At 48.2% G+C, this 18332-nt stretch carries 16 protein-coding genes; 1 reads left to right on the top strand and 15 read right to left on the bottom strand.

Annotated elements, in window-relative coordinates; genetic code table 11:
• Window positions 1-276: 276 nt before the first annotated feature.
• The 12 genes from OHJ21_RS10065 to OHJ21_RS10120 form a co-directional block, all read right to left on the bottom strand.
• Window positions 277-4218, bottom strand: a complete 3942-nt coding sequence (locus OHJ21_RS10065) for a polysaccharide lyase family 8 super-sandwich domain-containing protein (protein WP_486019983.1) — start codon at window positions 4216-4218, stop codon at window positions 277-279.
• A 282-nt stretch (window positions 4219-4500) separates the two neighbouring features.
• Entirely contained in the window at window positions 4501-5472 is a 972-nt protein-coding gene (locus tag OHJ21_RS10070) for a metallophosphoesterase family protein (protein WP_486019984.1), read from the bottom strand.
• Window positions 5447-6694, bottom strand: coding sequence for an MFS transporter (locus OHJ21_RS10075; protein ID WP_486019985.1), 1248 nt, complete (start codon window positions 6692-6694; stop codon window positions 5447-5449). The genes OHJ21_RS10070 and OHJ21_RS10075 overlap by 26 nt, the downstream gene beginning before the upstream one ends.
• Window positions 6691-7509 (bottom strand): MBL fold metallo-hydrolase, encoded by an 819-nt coding sequence (locus OHJ21_RS10080; RefSeq protein ID WP_486019986.1) that lies wholly within the window; start codon window positions 7507-7509, stop codon window positions 6691-6693. The genes OHJ21_RS10075 and OHJ21_RS10080 overlap by 4 nt, the downstream gene beginning before the upstream one ends.
• A gap of 331 nt (window positions 7510-7840) precedes the next feature.
• A complete protein-coding gene (locus tag OHJ21_RS10085; protein WP_486019987.1) occupies window positions 7841-8608 on the bottom strand; it encodes a DeoR/GlpR family DNA-binding transcription regulator in 768 nt (255 codons plus the stop codon).
• Window positions 8609-9077: 469 nt separating this feature from the next.
• Window positions 9078-10292, bottom strand: a complete 1215-nt coding sequence (locus OHJ21_RS10090) for an MFS transporter (protein ID WP_326120766.1) — start codon at window positions 10290-10292, stop codon at window positions 9078-9080.
• 146 nt (window positions 10293-10438) lie between these two features.
• On the bottom strand, window positions 10439-11023 hold the full coding sequence (locus tag OHJ21_RS10095) for a TetR/AcrR family transcriptional regulator (protein WP_486019988.1): 585 nt from the start codon (window positions 11021-11023) through the stop codon (window positions 10439-10441).
• A gap of 178 nt (window positions 11024-11201) precedes the next feature.
• Window positions 11202-11510 carry a hypothetical protein gene (locus tag OHJ21_RS10100; RefSeq protein ID WP_486019989.1) on the bottom strand — a complete coding sequence of 103 codons (309 nt, stop codon included), beginning with the start codon at window positions 11508-11510 and terminating at the stop codon, window positions 11202-11204.
• 234 nt (window positions 11511-11744) lie between these two features.
• Window positions 11745-12329, bottom strand: a complete 585-nt coding sequence (locus OHJ21_RS10105; protein WP_326120769.1) for a histidine phosphatase family protein — start codon at window positions 12327-12329, stop codon at window positions 11745-11747.
• A gap of 36 nt (window positions 12330-12365) precedes the next feature.
• The gene (locus tag OHJ21_RS10110) at window positions 12366-12992 is read right to left on the bottom strand and encodes a phosphotransferase enzyme family protein (protein WP_486021028.1); all 627 of its coding nucleotides are present in this window, start codon (window positions 12990-12992) and stop codon (window positions 12366-12368) included.
• Entirely contained in the window at window positions 12919-13359 is a 441-nt protein-coding gene (locus tag OHJ21_RS10115; protein ID WP_486019990.1) for an aminoglycoside phosphotransferase/kinase family protein, read from the bottom strand. The genes OHJ21_RS10110 and OHJ21_RS10115 overlap by 74 nt, the downstream gene beginning before the upstream one ends.
• Before the next feature lie 63 nt (window positions 13360-13422).
• The gene (locus OHJ21_RS10120; RefSeq protein ID WP_486019991.1) at window positions 13423-14640 is read right to left on the bottom strand and encodes an MFS transporter; all 1218 of its coding nucleotides are present in this window, start codon (window positions 14638-14640) and stop codon (window positions 13423-13425) included.
• Between the two features lie 126 nt (window positions 14641-14766).
• On the opposite strand from OHJ21_RS10120, the gene OHJ21_RS10125 reads away from it, so the two are divergent.
• Window positions 14767-15381: a TetR/AcrR family transcriptional regulator gene (locus OHJ21_RS10125; RefSeq protein WP_100537519.1), complete on the top strand. Its 615-nt coding sequence runs from the start codon at window positions 14767-14769 to the stop codon at window positions 15379-15381.
• A 109-nt stretch (window positions 15382-15490) separates the two neighbouring features.
• Here the strand turns inward: OHJ21_RS10125 and OHJ21_RS10130 are convergent, their stop codons facing one another.
• The 3 genes from OHJ21_RS10130 to OHJ21_RS10140 form a co-directional block, all read right to left on the bottom strand.
• Window positions 15491-16582, bottom strand: a complete 1092-nt coding sequence (locus OHJ21_RS10130; protein ID WP_486019992.1) for a hypothetical protein — start codon at window positions 16580-16582, stop codon at window positions 15491-15493.
• 133 nt (window positions 16583-16715) lie between these two features.
• Complete coding sequence (locus OHJ21_RS10135) at window positions 16716-17519, bottom strand: ABC transporter permease (protein ID WP_486021029.1); 804 nt, start codon at window positions 17517-17519, stop codon at window positions 16716-16718.
• Between the two features lie 12 nt (window positions 17520-17531).
• Window positions 17532-18305, bottom strand: coding sequence for an ABC transporter permease (locus tag OHJ21_RS10140; RefSeq protein ID WP_486019993.1), 774 nt, complete (start codon window positions 18303-18305; stop codon window positions 17532-17534).
• Window positions 18306-18332 lie beyond the last annotated feature (27 nt).

The following is an 18332-nucleotide window of genomic DNA, read 5'->3' on the forward strand; positions in this document are numbered from 1 at the left end:
TTTTGTGCAAAAATGAACTCAAGTGTTCAAAGTCAATCCCTCCCATAGCAATCTAAAACAAAAAAAGCCGCATACCATGCGGCTTTCAAAGTTTTTTTATAACTTGTGTCGTAGACCAGCAGAAACTCTTTTCATTAAATAACTCGGCATAATAAAATAACCGCTATCCCCATCTCACTCATTGAAGAAGAAGTGTTGAGCTCATTTTCTAAAGTTGCTTTTTCAATACGCGTAACAAGAAATCCACATTAGGCATTCCATGTTCTTCCTGTCCAACTAAATCAATGCCTGTGCATGCTGTAGTAAGTAGCGTGCGGCATCGCTATGAACATGTTTGCCGCTCTGTGCTTGAATTTCATGGATGAAACTGTTCAGTTCACCCTTGTCGAGCTTTTGTCTCAAGCTGTTTGCGATACCGTTGTTGTCAATCCAGCCATCCTTTTCAAATCTTGCGACCAGCGCTTGGAGCGATTCGCTAGTCGCAGTTGTTTGAAAGTCCACACCGGCTCTCCCTATATTTCCTGCTGAATCGTAACCTGTAATTTCTAATGAATGACTCCCCAGTGAAAGTGTATAAAGCGGAATCGTTGCGCCATGTTCCAAAGGCTGTCCGTCAAGCAACAACGTTGTCTTCGACTGATCGACGCCGGACAGATCATCGTTCACAACAAATTGCGGCAACAAGTCTTGATCCATACTGTAGCTTTCTGCTGCCGGATCGCCAACAATGATAAATGGAGCCCCTGTATCCAGACTAAATGTAATCGTCTTTGCAGGCTCTGTGTTACCCGCATCATCCCTTGATTGATAGCTTATCGTATACTTACCGTCTTGACTGAATGTAACGGGTCCATTGTATGTCTGCCATGAGCTCCCTCCGTCCAGGCTGTAAACCGATTCGGTTACCCCCGATAATTGATCCTTAGAAGCCAATGATAACGTTACAGGATGGACATACCAACCGTTGTGGCCGTCCGGCTGCTCCGGGGATAACGAGGCTATCGTGTCGGGCGGAACCATATCCTGTCGTTCGAACAGAAGCACAGGCCGGTAAGCTGCATCCGTATGTTCCTTAGAGCCGTAAATAATCCAGCCGTTCGAGCCGTAATTGGTCGTTTGAGCGAGTTGAACGGCGATCATCCGTTCACCAACCAAGGCTGCATTCACTTGTGCGGTTACATCAATGGTTACGGGTGTTCCGGCTGCTGGGACGGTCCAGTTTCCGATCAGGCTGCCGGCAGCAGGCTTATTGTTCCAAGTAATGCCGTTTTCTGTCCATGTATGATTGCTTACTTCATAAGCAACGCCTTTTGTGTTGGCGAGTCCGGCACTTGTCGGAACCAGACGAATCTGCGCGCTTTTAACTTGTTCCGGCAGCTGCGATAAATCAAATTTCAAATAAGAGTATCGGTGGTAGCCGGAGTTGGGATCGTTTTTTACGACCAATTGATCGGAAGAACCAAAGTTGCTGTTTGCATAAGACCCGCTGCGAACGTAGGCATCATCGGAAGGTGAGATTGCATAACCAAGCGTTACGGATAATTCATTGGATGCGGCGCTTTCCATACCCGTGCTGTTAAGGGCTTTTATCGCAAAATAATACGTTGTCCCGCTGGAAAGGTCCGTGACCGTATACTGGTTGTTGCCGCTGACTGCCGATATATCCACGGTTTTCGTATAACTGCCGGGCGCTGTCCCGTAATAAATGCGGTATCCGGTAGCTCCGGTGCTGGCGTTCCATTTCAGTGCAGCTGAACCGGGTCCTGGCAAGGCTTCGATCAATTGAGGCGCCGCTGGCGGCGTCGTTGACCCTGTACTCAGCTTAGCCAGGAACGTTTTTCCAATCGCTCCTGCCGTATTCACTTCCAATATCGTAGTCGGTGAAAACTGTTTCACTGTAACGCCTGGATCAAGCAGCAGCGCGCCGGTTGTTGCACGGTGAAGTTCGACTTCAATGGTGCCACCGTTTGCTTTGGTCGGGTCTGAAACCCCGATTTGCAGCTCATTTCCGTTCTCGGCAATGGTGACGGATGCTTTCTTATTACTTGTCAAGTAATCTGCTCCGTTCACTTGGACGGTTTCAACCGAATCCGTCCAAAAGTTTGCTCCGACCGCCATTTGATCCGTGGTATCCATGACCGCCTGTACGTTTCCTGTGTTTTTCAATACGGTGAAGCTAGGGTCTGCCGCATAGTCTGCTGCCTCAGTCGTCGACGCTCCCGGATAAACGGCATATGCATAGGAGGCTTGCACCGGATCGACGCCGTGATTCAGCGCGAGGCTTGCGTATTGTGCGGATACCATCTTATCGCTTCCATCGGTGTTTATATCCTTCCAGGATCCGGAACGCGTTTCACGTAGACCACGAACTGTCGCTCCTCCAGGGAATACGTACGCGATATCCGATCCCGGTACGCTGCCAGACAGATGCGCCCACTGTACGCCTGTCATCGCTTCCGTCCACCCGGTCGTTGAAGGCTTAGCCGTTCCATCCACCGTCAACGTATTTGACCCGCTCTCATTCAGCTTCCGATTTTCAACGATCGTCTCTACAGCGCGACCTCCAGTACTCGAAATGTCGGATCCGAGTGCTATATATTTATCGCCGAATAGAAACCATGACTTTTTGCCTGATAACGGAGTACCCGTATTTTTCGACATCGAAAATTCCATACCGACCGTTCCGTAAGGGCCATCAATCGATGAGCCTCCTACCCAATTCGACGTATTGAATTTAAAGCTGAAAGAGCCCACGCTGCCCGTAGAGCCGTCCGTTGTCGTTCCCGGCAATCTCACCGGATTGATCGTTGGCCAATAGGCTCCTGAAAACTGCGTCTGATCCGTGTTGTACAAATATGCGGCACCTGCGCCTTGCCACCATGGCTTGGTATTTTCGCCGTTACCATATTCAAAAGCAGAAATGCGCGTTGAGAACAAACCAAGCGCCAGTCCGAATTCAGGCCTTAAGTGTACGGCGCGATCCATACCAGCGAATACATGGGTATCGATCATATCGCCAGCGGGTTCAACGGATGGATCGTCCAATAATGCTTTTATTTTGCCGATACTGAAGATGGACAGCCCCTCCGTATAACTCGGGAACGTTGTATCCGACATCATTTGGCCTTTAGCAATTTGGCGTACTGTCGCAGCATCCCGAGCGTTCAGGCCGTCGGCCAGCATGACGAGTGAAGCCAAGATTTTCCGTCCCGCCTGATGATCCTGTGATGCTTCGCGCGATATCGCACGTCCTCGTACCGTATCCATCATGGCGCCTTTATACAGAAAAGGACGGTACGCCTCTGTTACCCAACGAATGACATTAGCGATATTTGGGTCCGTAACGTCCCAGCTCGAACCGCCAAGGAGGTACAGCAGCTTCGCCATGTCTTCGAGGAGAACGGCACCGTAGCTTCCTGTATACGCGACATAGTCATGTTGGATAAACGAGCCATCCTCGTAAAACCCGTCCCTGCTCTGCACATACAACAACACCTGGCTGATCGCATCGCGGCCTTGAGCCATCTTGGCATCCGTCTTATTCAGCACGCCGCGCAGAGAGACAATCAGCGCTTTATCAAGCCGATTCGCACCCGTTTCTTGGAGTGAAGGGGAATTTGTACGATAGGTTGGATCCGGAACGAATTTGTCCAATGCCTTCGTATAGTTTGTTTTTTGCGTTGCGGACATTTGATCATAAATTAAAATCATTGCATCCGTCAGGTTCATCGGCACGCCGATCTCCCAATCCCACCAATTGCCCGTTTCACCCTTCGTTTCGTTATATTTGTTAGCATACATCCAGTCCAGTCCACTCAGAATGTCAGCAGCTAGCTGCTCATTTCCTTTCAGGGATGACCCTGTTGTAGCATAGGCCAGTGCCATTTCCTTCAGCCTTACATAGTTGGATGAAATCGTACTGGAAACGCTCCAGTTCGCCAAATCACTCCATAAATAAGTTCGCCCGGCGCTTTTGTTCATCGCGGCCCAGTACTTGTTCGCGTTTGTTTCGATTAGACTGATTTTCGCTGCAATTTCCGGGTCGGACGTATCAATTGCCGTCCCCCCGGTCAAATATACATGCCACCTCTCCCTTAGCAAATCGTACTCGTCTGCAGCGGTTGATGCTTGTACTGGTCCGGCAAACAACAAAATGGGATACAGCACTAAACTGGTAAGAAGAGAAACCACAGTGAATTTCCGCCAACGCAAGCTCATCACAATATCTCCTTCCAACTCTCAATTTAAACTACTAATTGATAACACCAGCATCCTTTGGCATAAATTCCGTCTGTTGCATCACCCCCTTTCATGCGGCCCTCCGCTAAGAATGAGCAAAAAGCCACGTTCAATCCCTCAGATAGCATGGTGGCTTCAAGACAACATTCTAAAAGAAAGAGGCAGATTGAATATGGCTCAGTATGATAAGGAAGAAAATTCGCAGCTTATTGTTAACTCTCTAGGAACTCTATTTTCAGGATGAAGAACCCTATTGATATACTATCGATGAAGCTGAGCGACCGGCTTATGTATCGGTAATTCCGCGATAAGTCCGTCGCTCTGGCGGATCCATGTCTCGAACTGTCGTTCGCCCGCTTTTAATCGAATGACTCTTCCTCCTGTCGGAAACTTATCTTTACGTATACCGTCTACATAACTAACGTAACGAGTAGACCTCCCGTAGCATAGACGTATGCCGTGGAGTGTCCCGCAATAATCGTTCGAGTGGTCATGGCCGACGAACGTCCCCATAACATCGCCCATCTCTACCATGGCGGTGAACAAGCCTGAATTTACCTTCGGCGAGCTGATCCATTCGCTGCAATGGCCCTCGCATACGCTCGTCTTCCATACCTCATCGTATTCCGGCAGCGGAATATGAAAAAAAGCCAGTGCAGGCAAAGGCGCCCCGCCATTCTGCTCGGCCAATTGCCGAGATTCGGATACATACCATTCGATTTGATCACGGCGTATCCAGTCGTATCCGCCCACCGCATCAATCGGTGAGTAATCGCCGCTGTCGAGAAAAAACAACGAGGCCGCTGGCTTCCCTGCCCGATCGTCAATCGTCAGCGCATAGTTTCCCGCTCCGCTCACTCCCGGAGGATCCGGTTGGGCAACGCAATATTCATGCAGAAGTTGCTCCTCATGCATTCTCTTTCGAGGCAAGCTCCCTTCCGAGTCATGATTGCCAAACACAGCCGCCCATGCCACGCGGTTTTCTTCAGCGACAGCGACCGCGCTTCGGAACGATTGAAGCGGATCTTTGCTTCTAGCGCTTGCCGTCAAGTCGCCTGCAAACACAACAAGATCCGGCTGCTCCATCGCAATGACTCTCTCCATCGTCGCCTTCGTCATCGAGTCGAGAAGCGGCGTCTCGGGATCGCGGTCCTCAGCGTCAATAAACTCTACATCAGAAAACTGTACAATGACAAACGTTCCATCCTCACGAAACTTCAGCTTTTTCTCCAAGATATACCCGCCCCTTTGTCACATATTCCTTCCAATACCATAACCCGATCAAAATGAATACAGCAGCACACGCCAAATACATCGATGTCACGCCATACTGCAAACCGACCACCCAATAAATCAACGTCGGGCCGATCGCCGCCCCTAAATCGGTAGATACGGAATAAGCGGTCATGACTGTAATAACGGAAGTGCTCTTCGCTGCGTCAGAAGCCATAGCGTCCATGATCGTACCAAGCGCGGTGCTTGTTATCATGACGAAAATAACAATAACAATCCAAATACCAATCGGCAGCTGCCACGGAAGTAATGCGTAACCAGCCGCCGCACCCGCCAACGATAGCATAAATAAAGGCAGCCTTCCTCTCGGCCCATCCGTACGCTGTCCGAACCATCGGGCCAAGAACGGCTCCCAAGCACAGCGCAGCGCTGTCAATACGCCGCCTAACGCCGTACTCCCAATGATCAATCCGAACCACTGGATCCCCGTTGAATAACTCGTATCGATAAGATACGTAAGTGTCGCGCCGAACACGGCGTGCAGTAATGATATAATTAATCCGCTTATCACGATTTTCTTCACCTGAAGCGACCACACCTTACTTCTGTTACCGCGAGGTAATTCCATTTGGTGTGATCCGGATGCTTTCCCCTGACTTATGGATGCCGCGATCAACGGAAGTCCGACCAATGCCATCATGCCAAACCATATCGAGACGGACGGTAAACCGAAGAAGGGCACAAGCCATCCTCCGAACAGCACGCCTACCAAGCTGCCAAGGCGCCACAACCCGTTATACGTTCCCATTAAGCGCCCTCGATTCGTATCGTCGGAGTAGCGAATGACGGTCAAATACCCGCCCATTCGCATCAAGGACCATGCAATCCCCCACACCGCTCGCAAAGCTATCCAAAGAACGAAGCCTTTGAACAAGCCGTATCCTACTGTGGTTAGAGCCGCGAGCAATACGGAGATGAACAGACCGGTTCGAAGCGACATGCGGTGATACAACCAGCCAATAACAGGATTAAGGGGCAGCCTTACTAGTCGGTTTATGGACAGCAGTACGCCTACCTGCCAAAGCGCGTCCAGTCCCGCTTCCTTCCAATACACAGGGAGGACAATGTACAACATCGAATCGCCAAAGAGGGTTAGGGCGGTTACGATGCCGACAATCCGAATCTGTCGCTGTTCTATTGCGTTGCTGCTGTCACTCGTCATAGGTCGACGATGAGGCCATCGTACGCCACCTTAATACCAGCCGGTTCGAAAGCACGCTCAAAGTCATCATGCAGAAATCCGGAGTTATGTGTAAAATGAGTCACATATACAAGGCCATTACTTCCAAGCGTACCTTCTTCCCGCCACACGCGCTGAACCTCCCGCACGGTTTCAATCCCCATATGGTTTGGATTTCGATCATTGTTCGTAAAGCTGTGCGTGCAATCGATTATCGCCATATCGATCACTTTGCCTTGAAGCCATTTCCAAGTATCGTCATGCAGCCATCCGGTGTCATTGCCGTAAAATAGCGTTTTACCCCCTTTTTCTATGTAAAACAGCAAACAAGTTTCCATTTGGTCATGATTCGCGAGCAAAGGGGTTACTTGTGTGTCGCCGAGTGAAATCGTCTCGAACGGGCGCAATAAGTGGAACGCGAACCTGTTTCCAATGGCCGGGCCGAGTGCAGTTATACTCTGGTTAATCGCCAAATCGTTGCCGTAAATATGTAAGGGGTGATCGATACCGTGCGCAAATCCTTCGATTCGGTTGTACAGATCCGATGGTTGAAAATGATCGTAATGCGTATGTGTAAACAATAGATGCTCAACCGCGCCCAAGTCGATCCGATCACGGAGCGCCTGCATATGGGAATCTGCGGAATAGTCAACCTTGATCACGCCATCGATCAATACAGAGCTTCTGGTTCGAATGTTTTTTCCTCCGAGCGATCTCGCGTTGCAGCAGGCGTCACAGCGGCAGAACGGGTTTGGGAATCCTTCCGCTGCAGCTGTTCCAAGAAAGTGGATTTTCATTGGTTTCTCCTCCCTTTGAGAAGCAATCGTTTATTTTCTTGACCCTTGATTAATACAGATAATACCACATATATACAATCAATCACATACAATTATTTATGATTTACAACCTTTTTTCTTGCGAAGTCCGTTGACCGAACATGCCTCGAATAGTTCATGAACTACCTAGTTAATTCAATGGATAGAGTCAAGCTACTATCGGGATTAAGCGTTGATTATGCTGCGACATAAATACACATGAATACAACCCCTTATAACCAAAAACCGCCCCCTAAATATAAAAAAAACGATCCCTGGTTCGTGGAAACCAAAAATCGTTCATATGATCCTATTATTTGTATACGATTTCGATGCCGCTTTTGCTAAAGGTATCAACAATATCCCGGTCGATTTTGGAATCCGTCACAAAGCGTTCGACTTCTGTTACTCCGCATACTTTGATAAATGAATTTTGTCCGAACTTGCTGCTGTCTGCAAGGGCGATGCAGCGCTTCGCGTTCGCGTGCATTATTTTTTTCACTTGGACTTCGCCGATGGCGTTATCCGTAATTCCAGCTTCTAACGTAACCCCGCTCATACTCATAAAGAACAAATCCGCATGAAAGCGCGATGTAAACTCTTCTGCCAGATCGCCGATGATGCTTTGCTCTTCGTGACGAATAACGCCCCCGGTCATAATCACCGTATAACCCGGCATCGAAACCAATTCGTTCACGATCGGAAGCGAGTTTGTAATAACGGTTAATCGATCGAACTTGGACTTCAGCGCTTTAGCAATCTGGGTGTTCGTCGTACTTGGGTCAAGCGCGATGGACATTCCTTCGGTCACATAACGAACCGCAATTTGAGAAAGCTCCGTCTTCTCTTCCATATATATAGATTCGCGGATCGGCAGCGGGATTTCCCGGCTATAGTCGGGCTCATTCAGAATCGCACCGCCGTGCACCCGCCGCAGGTAGCCTTCGCTTTCTAAATATTCGAGATCACGTCTGATCGTCTCGAATGAAACCCCGAAATGCTCTATGAGCTCCGACGCTCGGATCGATTTGTCCTGATTCAGTTTCTGAATAATAATTTGATGCCGCTGCTCAGCAAACAACTACTCCACTCCTTACTTGCCTAGACTTCTTAAATAGAAGTTTACCATAAAAGCAATCAATCCTCCTGTTCAACTGAAATGTGCTATTTCGTTTAAGATCCAGCCCGCACTTATTTTACAAATAGCTTCATCAACTGTATGTAAATCGGATTTACATGTAGCCAGTCGGGTTAACCGAATATCGTGTACCCGTGTCTAGTTCCCGGATTCTGTCCATTTCCTCATCGCTCAGGTCAAAGTCAAAAATTTCGCAGTTTTCCTTTATCCTTTAAAGCGTTTTGAAGATCCATATTTCCCTTGTTGATAAAATGACTACTATCGATACATGTTTAAATTATGGCTGCACAAAAATTAAACAAGCCGCGATTTTACGCGGCTATGTCAAACATGGACTCCGATATATTCACCGGCTCAACCAGAGCTATTTAAAAAATCAAAGTCGCATTTACGTCAGACTTGACACCAGCATTCAACTTATATCGCCGTGTGCTCCTCTTTTTTCCGTGAAAAAGTACAGTAAAGCCAAGAGTGGGAACAGAACGCCAACCCACATCGCCGCTTTCCAGCCGCCCATGGCGTAAGCCCATCCCCCGACTGCGGAGCCTATGGCTCCACCCGCAAAAAAGATCGCCATATACATGCCGTTCAGCCGGCTGCGCACCTCAGCCCCCAAAGCGAAGATCGCTCGCTGTCCTAACACCATATTAGCGGATACGCCCATATCGAGCAGAATAGCGGCAATGACGAGGATAACGATAGAGAATATAGAACCTCCAGGAAACAGAATCGGCAAAAGTCCCGAAACAATCACCAGCGCGATGGACATTCCGGTTGCCGAACGGATCAGACCTTTATCTGCGAAGCGACCAGCTATAGGCGCTACCGCCGCGCCGGAAACCCCTGCCAAAGCGAACAGCGCTACGCCTGTAGAAGAAAAATGAAACACCGGACTCGTTAAAACGAGCGGAACCGTTGTCCAGAACAGACTAAACATGCCGAACAAAAACGCGTGATAGAGTGCGCGGCGCCGCAGAATCGGCGTCGTCTTGAGCAGCTGAAGCATGGACGAGATGATGACCGGATAATTGTCCGTCGTTTGCGGCCGCCTTGCAGGAAGGACTTTTGCCAAGACAAGAGCCAGTACCAAGAGCATGGCAGAGGAAAGAATAAAGATGGCGTGCCAGCCGAAATATTTATCCACCATACTCGAAACCGGACGGGCCAGCATGATTCCTAATAACAGACCGCTCATTACGTTGCCTACATTACGTCCACGTGTCTCCTCAGGGGAAAGATGCGCTGCATAGGGAACCAGGATCTGGGCCGCGACGGCCCCCACGCCTATAAACAAGGAGGCGGCAAGAAACAGAGCCGCGCTCTGGGCTTCGGCGGCGATGATTAAAACAATGGATGTCAGAATCAGCAGTGTAACCACCAGTTTGCGGTTTTCAAGCAAATCTCCCAAGGGGACGATAAATAACAAGCCGATCCCGTAGCCGATTTGAGTCAGCGTGACGATCAAACCTGCGGCTTCCGAAGATAACCCGATGGCCGAGCTGATCGATTCAATTAAAGGTTGAGTATAATAAAGATTTGCAACGATCAAACCGCAGGCAACAGCAAGAATCAGCGTGATCCAAGTAGAAACGGATTTCTCCAATCTTTCCTTTGCGTTTTCATTCATGATAAACACTCCTTTTTTTATGAACTATTGCATTACAATACAGGAATGATTGTTCCAGTATAAAGATAGTTTGCCCCCCCCTATACTCGCACTCAAAGGGGGCGATTTTTCGGAACGATCATTCCGATTTGCTGAAAAAAATAGATTTACAGCATCTCGAAGACCGCGTTCATCATACCCTGGACTTTATGGATATCGCTTTGGATCCTGGCCATTACGTTAATGCTATGGTTAAGATTCAGCAGCAGGTACGATAACACTCTAATATCTTTCTCCGGGGCTATTTCTCCCGTTTCTTGCCCTTTCTTTAACGTCTCATAAAACAGCTGCTCTAATTCCGTAAAGCTTTGCCGAATCGTATTCTGCAAGGGCTCATCCACGGTATCCAGACCAACGGAAGCATTCGTGATCAGACATCCATTGGGGAAAGCTTCACCGTGCGTAGCAAAAGCGTTCATGATATGCAGCTCGAAATACTGGCGGATTCCCTCGATCGCAGAAGTTGCATGTATCATCTGATCGCGTTTTTTTTGCGACATTTTTTTATAATATTGGATGGCCTCGTAATATAGCGTCTGTTTATCTTGAAACGTTTCGTACATACTGGATCTGCTCAACTCCATGGATTCCAATAAATCCGGTATGCTTGCAGCTTCATATCCCTTTTCCCAAAAAACGATCATGGCTTTGCGCAGTACTTGCTCCCGGTCAAATTCCTTGGTCCGTCCCATTGATACTTCCTCCTTTTCTACATGAGTATATACGAATCGGAACGAACATTCCAGTATTTATTTCAAATAGCAGAGGACAATCAAAATGATACGGACTGAGATGATCTTCAAACGGTCTTGGATTTCCAAAATGAAAAAGAGAAAAGTCATCGGCCCAATGACCTTTCCCCTCATTCGTTTATTTGAATAGATTTTCGATGACCCCACGATCGAAGTCGTTCACGATTTTATACTCCTTGCGATACCTTTTGTCATTGCTCGAACCGTTATGGATTCGCACGTGGCCAGGGCTAAAGAAGTATACAGCGAAGGTCGGGCCGTTTCGGCCCTGAAACCAAACTTCATATTCTTCGCTACGGTAATCCACTCTGCTGGTTTTACGCAGTTTAACTTCGGAAAAGCTATTCATAATCCGCTCAATCTCCGCGGGATCTGTAATTTGTATCTCTTGCTCGTTCGGACCGAACCGATTTTTCCTGATACTCATATGGCTGATGGTCTTAGGCTCAATCAACTGATCGAGCACCATCTCCTTAAACGATGTTCTGTTTTGAGACGCCGAAAATATCGTTGCGCTGATTAAAATGAGGACACAAATTGCCAGAAAGATATACCATGTACGCTTGTTCAGCCGCCATCTCCTCCCTCGTCTCGAAATAAAGCGTCCACTTTGATTATAACATCAATCATAGCCCAGAATTATCCAATATCCAAAGTGTGGCTATATTTTCACCTTGTACCAGCCAGCTTCTCCTAAGAAATCAGACCTTGTCAATCCATCTTCACCTAACAAGCATCGGTAGTTCGTTACCGTTCCATCATGAGTTATGATAAAGACCCTCTTTACACGCAGCGCTTGAATCCACCTCATCAGTCGCAATCCAAGTGGTGCGAATGCGGATTCAGACAGCGTATTAATTCCCGAATTCCATAATTCCGGATGATCCTTTTCCAATACGTCAAAATCTGAATGCTCGGTTACAATCAAATCAAGTGGATAGTGGATATCACATTTCAACACAAAGGCTTCGGGGTTTGAGGGCATCGGAAACATTCGTGGTCCTACAAGTGGAGTCACGTATTTCTTCGCCGAGTTCAATCCACATGCAACTATATTGGTGGTCTCGATTGTTCTTAATGTTGGGCTGGAGATAAACACATCCTCTTGATGAAATGAGAATTCTGACCTCAGTTTAGCTACCTGCTCACGGCCTTTTTCGGTCAAGTGGGGATTCACTGTATTCAGTCTGTCAGGGATGTCTGTATTATGTAAGCCTTGTCCATGACGAATAAAAATAATGTCCAATATCCAACACCCCTTCCTATCCTCCCATCAGGAGGATTACTGGAAATCGTCGATCAACGATATTCCTTTTAGAATCCGCATCCTGCTATCTCTTAAAAAATCACGGGTCCAACCATCTGGTTGACTTAAATCCCAGCTCCGGTGCATACCGACAACGACGATAATTTCACGCAGTCTCAGGAAAAGCTTCAGCTGATCCTTCCAGCCCTCAGGCATTTGACGGCCATCCTCTGTATAGCCTCGCTCGAAATGCTTCATGAAAAGTTCGTACTGCACCTTACGTTCAGCCTTCGAATCTTCCCCGAATACGTAGAGCAAATAATAAAGCTGGATGGCAATGTCTTCGACATACCAACTGTACTGGCATTCGTCGAAGTCGAAGAGCGTTATTTTCCCTGATTCATCAACCATGAAATTTCCTACATTGATATCTCCGTGTATCAAACCGAAATTATCAGTCGTAATACGGAGACTGGCCAAATGTGGCTTAAGTTCATCAAGCGCAAAAAGAATGGGTAGATGCTCAGTCGGTATATAATTTCCGGCCTGTAAGAGGTATTCATTGCATTCCCATGTGTGTCTGTTTGCCTTAGGTTTGTAACGCTTTGACAGTTCGTGGAGACGACCAGTCCAGGCGTCCGCATTGTTCGTAAAGTATGGAATTACCTAGGCATTCTGGGTATCCGATTTTACGGCCAGGTGCATATCTGAAGGAGGTCACGTAGAAATCAATAGAATTTCCTTGGATTCGTTCGAAGTCCTTTCCATTAACCGAAGCTACCGAGTCTGAGACAGCCAAACCATTCTCTGATAGATAACGAATCCACTCTATTTCAGCCGCAAGTCCTTCCCCTGTGCGATGAGTGCTCGGTGTGAAACGGAGGATATATTTCACATGATTGCGATTGTAGGAATAAATAAAGTTCTGAAAACCTCCAATCAAAGTCAGCTCCTCGGGACTAACTCCGAACCGTGCTGCGCCTTCAATGGCATGTTCGTCCAAGAACATTATTTTTATGTTTGGGTCCATACGCCCTCCTGTCATTCTAATCCATATTCTTATGATTCATAATAACATCATATATAAATTTGGCTATCCAATTCGGTATGGTTTGCTGGGAAAGCCACGTTTCTTCGAACTCCACGCAATAATCAATGCAATGAGCAGCAGAATCAACAGCACTCCCGGAAACGACTTGACTCCAATAAACTCCAGCAAAGCGCCGCCGACAAGCCCACCACCGGCGATGGCTAGATTCCAGACTGTAGTATTGATTGGCATTACGATGTCCACACCTTCTTCACCACTTGCATCGGCAAGCGCTGTTTGCAGTATGGTTGCGGCACCGCCGAAGGTAAATCCCCATAATGCCACGGCCGCATAAACGACGAATGCCGATGTGACGCCCGTCCATAGTGCTGCGGCTGCTAGCAGGAAGCCCAACAGACTAAGTAATACAAGCAGGCGCAGGTGTCGATCTATCAACAGACCCACAATCCAGATCGAGATCAGTGCGAATGCTCCAAATACAAGCAAGACCAGATCAACACGCCCAGCCAGTCCCAAAGGCTCAAGAAACGGCGCGATATACGTATATAAAATATTGTGTGCCAGCATCCACGTCAGCACCACCATAAGAATCGGACGGATGCCGGGCATAACAAACACTTGACGGATTGTCATACGTTGATGTGCAGGCTGCCCGGGATAGTCCGGAACCTGCCACACAACCCATCCAATTAATGCGAGAGTCAGAAGCGACATGAGTCCGAATACAAGGCGCCAACCGATCAGATCACCGAGCAAGGTGCCAACCGGCACGCCTAATGTAAGAGCAATCGGAGTCCCGACCATCGCGACTGCCAAGGCACGACCTCTTAAAGCATCCGGAACCATACGTCGTGCGTATCCGGCGATCATCCCCCATGCAGCACCGGCAGATACACCGGCGAAAAATCGAGCGACCAGTGTTAATACATAGCTGCTTGACAGTGCGGTCATCGAGTTGAAGATGAAAAAACCTGCAATAATGGCTAGCAGAAGCGGACGTCGCCGCATCCCACCGGTAAAGATGGCAAACGGAATTGCCGCTACAATGGAACCCAAAGCATAAGAAGTAACGAGTTGTCCGGCCATCCCTGTTGTAATATTCAAACCTCCCGCGATATGCGGCAGTAAACCGGCCGGAATGGTTTCTGTAAAAATACAAATAAAACCTGTCATCGCAAGCGCGAGCAGTGCCAACCAAGGAAGCCTGGCGGGCATATTGGCCGTTTGTGCCGTACCCGTAGAAGATGATAAATGAGACAAAATAGTTTCCCCCTCAAGAAAAATTTAATTATAGATCGATCATTCCATATATTAAATTTATTCCTTCTCCCTTGTCAAGGACTTCTGGATCGATTAGTATAGAATTAATAAAGGGGGGGCATTTATATGGCACGAACGGGACGTCCACGCGCTTTTAACCGTGACGAGGCAGTTGCTGCCGCCATGCTTCTGTTCTGGGAACACGGCTATGAATCCACTTCGCTTGCTCAGTTACGAGCTGCCATGGGCGATATATCTGCTGCGAGTTTCTATGCCGCTTTCGAATCAAAAGAATCCCTGTTCCGAGAAGTGATGGATCAATATATCTCGACGTATGGACAAGTTTCTGAAAGTTTCAGGGATACAAGTCTGACATCCAAAACGGCCATCGAGCAAGGGCTACGACAATCGGCTCGAATGCAAACAGAAAGTTCCCATCCTCTCGGTTGTCTGTTGATTTTGTCCGCTGTGAACTGTTCACCCGAGCAACAACACATCCGAGAGATGCTTGCCAAGGAACGAGCAAGGGTCAACGGTTGGCTAAAGGGTTGTATAGAGCGGGCCGTAGTCAATGGAGAGCTGCCGGGTTCAACGGATATCCCCATGCTGGTAACCTTATTCGAAACCTTTCTGCAAGGCATTTCGACACAAGCCCGGGACGGTGTTTCATACGAAGCCCTGGATGCAGCCATTACTCAACTGATGAGTGTATGGGATGCATTATCGACGAAGTCAGGCTAACGCGGCCATCATTAAACCATAAAGTAAATGAACAAAAAACCTGCTAGCCATGGCTAGCAGGTTTTGCTCTAACAATACTTCCCCTATTACTGAATAACCGGTCTGCTTTCTAGCATGTGTCGCATCGGGTTCCGCAGGTACTTACCAGTGACTCCTTCGAGCCTTCGAGCAGCGTAATCAGTTTTTGCAAGAGTACAGGCTCTTCCTTTTGGAACTCATCGAACCGGAGCCTCAGCCGTTCAAACATTTCTTTATCTTCGCGAATTTCATGTCGAATGTACTGATCCCTCAGCTTCATCGCCCTTTTGGCGATATCCTTGTAGCCTGCCACAAGCTCTTCGTCATACGGGATGATCCCCTCCTCCACCAAGTATCCGATCCGCTCGCTCATCATTTTTTTGTGCTCCCAGAGCACATGAAGATGCCTTACATCGTTACGGTCACCGAGCCGGGAATCGTTACTCTCTACGGCATCAAAGTACAGTTGCAAATAGTCGTATACCTTGATTCCGAAAGCTTCCTCGTTGTCCGAATTGTAATTGATCCGGTTGAGATGGGTCTCTCCGTTTAGATAATCGCGCAGCTGATCAATCGCGGCCGTTTTATCAAAAGGATATGGAGAATGCGGCTCATATTTATAAAAGTACGTATGATGGTCGGCCGTGAGCTTCTCCTTTAGAAGATGCCTCATGGACTGAACGGCGTCCTGGAACTCCCGGAACGGGATCTGCAAATTGCGGTACACTCCCGTATGGTCGAACATCGACGCACAGAAGACTCTCTCGTCCCAGTCGAAACCGTATAGAAAAAGATGATGAGGAAACGGTTCTTTCAGATAGGAGGCTGCCGGCGATAGCCTGGCTTCGTCCAAAAACACAACGCAATAAAAGCCGTTTCGGATCTGATCCGCGAAAAATTTCGACCAAGCGTCCAATGCCAAACTCTCCAGAATCGTATAATTGACCGAGCACGTGAGTAGAAACGGGTTGTTGAAATTCAGTTCGTTGGGCTTGCCCCGAAAAAAATCGACATAGTACTGCCTGCCGTCCTCCAGAAAGTTTTTTTTGCAGAACAACTGGATAAAATTGCTGTAATACCAAGGCATCGTTTCTTCGTGGATGCTGGTGATCGAGAGTGTGTAAGCCCACCGCAAAAATCCTTTAAGCGGCGGGTTCACCACCGGAAGCTGAAACGCGTTCATCTGATTCTCCCCTTTCTGACAAGTGATCCGGAATCGTGGCCAGCCGTGTTCCTGTGATTGAGCCCGACAGATTTATTCTTTTTCTTCGATGCAAGGATGCAAACTCGGCGTTCAGCCCCACCAAGCGACTGGCTTAACTGCTCGCGCTGCTGTATCCTTTTACAGCCTGCTTCCAGAGCAGTCGTACAGCTGCGAAGAGCAGAAGCGACGCGGCCAGTGCCAGCCCCGCATGGAGCCAGTTGAGCTGCTCAAGCAGAAACATCGGTCCGAAATTGGTAATGAGGAATAGAGGAATAACAAAGGTTCCGATTCGACGGACCCAGGTCGGGTAAATAGCCATGGGGAAATTGTTGGCGTCCCAGACGGAATGGGCGATCTCCGACACAGAGCCCGTCTGGACGAACCAGAATGAAAGCAGCGCCGGGATAATCATCAGGCAGTATGTGATGACAACGGAGACGAGCAGCAGCAGGGCAAACCCCGCGAGCTGCAGGAACGTCAGCGGAATATCCATCGCATGCCAGCCGATACCGACCATGACGAACCCAACCAGAATATCGGGGATCGGCAGCGCCAAATCGACGTAACGCAAGGAAGCCATGAATTGAAGGGATACCGGCTTTGTCAGCATTAAATCAAGCGAACCGTCCTTAATGTATTCCGGAATTTTCATGAAGTTTGTAAAAAACAGGCCAACATAAATTCCGGTCACCACCGTATGCATGCCTATAAATAGAAGCAGCCCTTCCGGCGGTATGCCATCTACATGAAGATCGGTGCGGAACACGACGAGCACATATAACAGCTTGGCAAGCAGGTAGACGGATTCGACCAGCAGGCTCATCATGAAATTGCCCCGAAACTCCATTTGGGCGATGAGACAATTTTTGATGAGTAAACCGTACAGCCGCATGTATTTCCTCGCAATTTTAAACATATGCAACGTCCGCTACCCCCCTACCGCCGAATATTTCTTCATGGAAACGCGCCATGTCAGCCTGGATAACCAGAAGAACAGCAGAATCCACCCACACTGGATAAGCAGTCCTTGGTACATAGCCGCTGTTTCCGCTTTGCCGCTGAGGATATTGACCGGAAAATAAATCGTATATGGAAATGGCGTGTACTGAAGTGCCTTCACAACCGACTCCCCGAAAATCTCCAGCGGAAACATCCCTCCGCTCAAAATATTGACGAGCAGGCTTGTAATGACAAAAAAATACGAGATCTCATGCAGGTAAAAGGCGCTCGCACAGATGCAGTAAGCGATCAGGAAATTGAGCAGAAGTGCCCCCGACAGCGTGACCGCGAACAAAAACAGGCGTATAGCCTGGAGCTCGAGCACGCCACCGGCAGACGCGAACCCAATAATCCCGATGAGAAGTAAAGCCGTAATCCCGTAATAGATCGCCTTCTGGCCGAAAAAAGATACCAGCCGATACCCAAAATAGCTGATCGGTTTGATCAAATACTTGTTAAGGCCGCCGTTTTTGATATCGTCGGCAATCTGGTGCTCGAACTGGGTAGCAATCAGCTTGGACACCAATCCCGCCAAGATCGTATACAAAATAATTTGACCGTACGAATACGAGAACAACGCATCCTGACCGGAATGACGATACACCGCCGTCCAGATGAAATACTGGACCAGAATCGGAAACGTGGCCCCCAGAAGACCGAGAAAGAAGTGAAAACGGTATTCCATCGAATGCTGAACGCCCATTGAAAAAACAGCCCTATACAATTTGCC

The organism is Virgibacillus sp. LDC1, assembly GCF_025792345.1.
GTDB lineage: Bacteria > Bacillota > Bacilli > Paenibacillales > Paenibacillaceae > Paenibacillus_AQ > Paenibacillus_AQ lautus.

Bases quoted from the DNA above. Each gene is read 5' to 3' on its own strand.
- OHJ21_RS10065 (WP_486019983.1), bottom strand. From the start codon at position 4,218: ATGAGCTTGCGTTGGCGGAAATTCACTGTGGTTTCTCTTCTTACCAGT.
- OHJ21_RS10075 (WP_486019985.1), bottom strand. From the start codon at position 6,694: ATGACGAGTGACAGCAGCAACGCAATAGAACAGCGACAGATTCGGATT.
- OHJ21_RS10080 (WP_486019986.1), bottom strand. From the start codon at position 7,509: ATGAAAATCCACTTTCTTGGAACAGCTGCAGCGGAAGGATTCCCAAAC.
- OHJ21_RS10090 (WP_326120766.1), bottom strand. From the start codon at position 10,292: ATGAATGAAAACGCAAAGGAAAGATTGGAGAAATCCGTTTCTACTTGG.
- OHJ21_RS10095 (WP_486019988.1), bottom strand. From the start codon at position 11,023: ATGGGACGGACCAAGGAATTTGACCGGGAGCAAGTACTGCGCAAAGCC.
- OHJ21_RS10100 (WP_486019989.1), bottom strand. From the start codon at position 11,510: ATGAGTATCAGGAAAAATCGGTTCGGTCCGAACGAGCAAGAGATACAA.
- OHJ21_RS10115 (WP_486019990.1), bottom strand. From the start codon at position 13,359: ATGGACCCAAACATAAAAATAATGTTCTTGGACGAACATGCCATTGAA.
- OHJ21_RS10125 (WP_100537519.1), top strand. From the start codon at position 14,767: ATGGCACGAACGGGACGTCCACGCGCTTTTAACCGTGACGAGGCAGTT.
- OHJ21_RS10130 (WP_486019992.1), bottom strand. From the start codon at position 16,582: ATGAACGCGTTTCAGCTTCCGGTGGTGAACCCGCCGCTTAAAGGATTT.
- OHJ21_RS10135 (WP_486021029.1), bottom strand. From the start codon at position 17,519: ATGTTTAAAATTGCGAGGAAATACATGCGGCTGTACGGTTTACTCATC.
- OHJ21_RS10140 (WP_486019993.1), bottom strand. From the start codon at position 18,305: ATGGGCGTTCAGCATTCGATGGAATACCGTTTTCACTTCTTTCTCGGT.